This window comes from Ruminococcus sp. CAG:379 (genome assembly GCF_000434255.1).
Classification (GTDB): Bacteria; Bacillota; Clostridia; order Oscillospirales; family Ruminococcaceae; genus Ruminococcus_F; species Ruminococcus_F champanellensis.
Map to the genome: position 1 here is coordinate 1 of NZ_FR894929.1, position 2,507 is coordinate 2,507.

Annotated in this window: 3 protein-coding genes; all 3 read right to left on the minus strand. The window is 57.8% G+C overall.

The genetic code is table 11. The features are described 5' to 3' along the window. The coding region (gene rlmD, locus QVO51_RS10585) for a 23S rRNA (uracil(1939)-C(5))-methyltransferase RlmD (protein ID WP_288168215.1) at positions 1 to 1,386 on the minus strand (1,386 nt) is incomplete at its 3' end. After that, positions 1,383 to 1,727, minus strand: a complete 345-nt coding sequence (locus QVO51_RS10590) for a hypothetical protein (protein ID WP_022358371.1) — start codon at positions 1,725 to 1,727, stop codon at positions 1,383 to 1,385. The genes rlmD and QVO51_RS10590, both read right to left, overlap by 4 nt. Continuing rightward, positions 1,717 to 2,507 (minus strand): coproporphyrinogen dehydrogenase HemZ (gene hemZ / locus QVO51_RS10595; RefSeq protein ID WP_288168216.1); only part of this gene is annotated, 791 nt, incomplete at its 5' end. The genes QVO51_RS10590 and hemZ, both read right to left, overlap by 11 nt.

Sequence of the window (2,507 nt, forward strand, 5' to 3'; positions counted from 1 at the left end):
AAACTCAACTTTTACATTGATATGTCCGTCTGGCTTTTTGTGGGAAAGCAGTACTACCGTCTCAACGTGTCCCGTTCTGGGGAACAGATCCACCGCCTGAACCTTCCGGGCGTAGTATCCCAGCTTGTCCAACAGTGCGCAGTCCCGGGCGGCAGTGGCAGGATTACAGGAGATCATCACAATGCGCTGGGGTGCCATGCGGCACACTGCCTCCAGAGTCTGGGCATCACAGCCCTTCCGGGGCGGATCCAACACGATCACATCCGGATGCTCTCCACGCTGGGCGAGCTGCTGTGCCCACTGGGCTGCATCCCCCACATGAAAGTCGGCGTTTTCAATGCGATTCTCCCGGGCATTCCGGATGGCATTTTCCACCGCCTGGGGGATCACCTCTACCCCGGTCAGGTGCTTCACCCCATCCGCCATGGACAAGCCGATGGTACCGGTGCCACAGTACAGATCCAGCAAAGACTGGCTGCCGTCCAGCTGCGCAAATTCCCGGGCAATGCCATACAGCCGCTCCGCCTGGGCAGTGTTCACCTGGTAAAAGGCATGGGGGGACAGCTCCACCCGGATGCCGCACATGGTATCCCGGATCTCCGCCTGCCCCAGCAGGGTTTCCGTCCGCTTACCCAAAATCACGTTGGTGCGTGCCGGATTCACATTCATGCAAATACTGGTCAATTGCGAAAACCGGTGTTGCAGTTGCTGACTTAAGGGCATCAACTGTTCCCTTGCCGAACGGGTCACCACAAAGCAAAGCATGACTTCCCCGGAATGATACCCCTGCCGCAGGTACAGATGCCGCAGCAAGCCCGTCCCCCTCTGCTCGTCATAGGGCTGGAGCCCCTGCTGCCGGATGTGTTCCAGTGCTGCCTCCAGGATCTCACTGAACAAGGGCGGCTGCAAAGCACAATGGGTATAGGGAACGATCCGGTGGCTCCGCTTGGCATAAAAGCCGCAGACAGCCTGTCCGTTCTGCATGCCAACCGGGTACTGTGCCTTGTTCCGGTATCCCGTCGGCGTATCACAGCCCAGAATGGGCAAAAAAACAGGGTGCAGTCCGCCGATCCGGACAAACGCATCCTCCACCACCTGCTGTTTGACGGCGCATTCCGCCTGGTAGGTCATATGCCGGAAGGCGCATCCGCCGCAGGATGCATAAACCGGGCAATCCGGCTGAATCCGATCCAGGGAAGGCTCCTCCAGCTGTTCGATGATGCCGAAGGCGTAGGTGGGCATGGCCTTGACGATTCTGCATTGCAGCTTGTCCCCAACGGCAGTCCGGGGGACGAACACCGCCTCCCCTTCGATCCTGCCGACCCCATTGCCCTCCGCCGTCATGCCGGTAATGGTCAGGGGTACAATTTCATTTTTCTTTCTCATGTCAGCGGCGCTCCACAATCTGCACAATAGGTGCTGTCTGATCGGTTTTGCCCGGCACAGAAAGGACAGGTCACGGTGCTGCCCTCTCCCAGTCCGGCACAAAGCTCTTCCAATTCCCGGCGCTTCCGGGTAATCTGCTCCACCAGAGGCGCCGTATCCGGCTCCCGGCTGCGAACCAGGGCAAAATAGCTGGCTCTGCCCAGCTCCTCATACAGGCCATTGAGTCGGTTCAGGCACTTTGCCCGTTCCAACCGAAGCCGGGAATAGGCAATGGCACTGCCGGTCTTTTCTGCGGCGGCATCGAACACTTTCCGGAGATCGCTCCAGGCATCATACTCCATAGTCGGCTCCTTCCATGATACGGCGGATTTGCTCCTTCTTCTCCATCAGGGCGTCAAACTGCCCGATGTACTCATAAGGGAATTTATAGTTCCGGATCCGGGTGATCTTCCCCTCCGGGCATACAAGCTTGGTGGATGCACCACAGCCTGCTCCGAAAATGGTCTGAGTCTCATCCATAATCAGAATATTGTACAGGCTTTCGTATCCGGGCTTTGCATAGCCCACATTTTCCAGATTCTCCAGGGTATTCTTCTGACGATACAAATAGTAGGGCTGATAGCCCTGGGCAGGCAGACGGCTACTGCTGTAATCCACCATGGCAGCGGCAGGATTTGCGATCTGCCGTTCCCCCTGGGCATACAGATCCGCCGCCCGCTTCAGAGTCAGGGTATGTACCGTGACGCTTTCCGGCTCCAGGGCAATGACCCGATCCAGGGTATTCCGGAAGCTGTCCGGGGTATCCTGGGGCAGTCCGGCAATCAGATCCATATTGATATTGTCAAAGCCCATGAAACGGGCAAGCTGAAAGGCATCCACTGCCTGCTGCGCCGTATGCTTTCTGCCAATGGCATGGAGCACCACATCGTTCAGAGTCTGGGGATTGATGGAGATCCGGTCAGCCCCATACCGGCGGATCACCTCCAGCTTCTCCCGGGTGATGGTGTCCGCTCTCCCCGCTTCTACAGTATATTCCCGGATCCCATCCAGGTGCATGCAGCTTTGCAGGGTATCCATGATCTGTGCCAGCTGCTGCGCAGAAATGGCAGTCGGCGTACCGC